This window comes from Oceanobacillus indicireducens (assembly GCF_014647195.1).
Taxonomy (GTDB): Bacteria; Bacillota; Bacilli; order Bacillales; family Amphibacillaceae; genus Oceanobacillus; species Oceanobacillus indicireducens.
Map to the genome: position 1 here is coordinate 1 of NZ_BMOS01000086.1, position 576 is coordinate 576.

The 576-nt window shown below is 40.8% G+C and carries 1 riboswitch.

Annotation, left to right across the window (positions count from 1 at the left end):
• Positions 1-149: 149 nt before the first annotated feature.
• Positions 150-337: riboswitch (cobalamin riboswitch) on the reverse strand.
• Positions 338-576 lie beyond the last annotated feature (239 nt).

Sequence of the window (576 nt, forward strand, 5' to 3'; positions counted from 1 at the left end):
AGGCTCTTTTTTGTTCAAACCTCAAATTTCTTCATTACAGGAATGCTCCAATAATAAATTCATTAAAAAAAGCATCCCACACAGTGTGAAGATGCTTCAGTAAATAGGTTATACATCCATATAGACCCATCACCTGACTATCCTCGTAGTGCTGGCGTTACAGAATAGGCAGGTCTCCTGGCTCATGCTTATCACTCCGCTGCACCTTCCCATGCATCTAGCGCACAGTGGTATTTACAGCTCGTTCGCACATACAGTGGCGGGACCGCGTTGGACTTACACCAACTTCCCTTTTAAGAATTCAACAATCGAATCCACCTATTTCTATCGCATTTCATTTTATCAAATGAATCTATATCATATCGTACACCTTTTTCATGTGAAAGTCATCTATTTATTCTTGCCTGGGCAAGAAGGCAAATCAATATCTTATTTAACTTTTTCTGTCGGGGATATTGAATGAATTGAAGCAGGATTCTACCACTTTTCAGCAAACTGCACTCTGGGTTTTCCCATTCGAAGGGGCGGAATGCAGTGTAGGGAAAATAAACGGTGATTATTTTCCCTTGAGAGGAG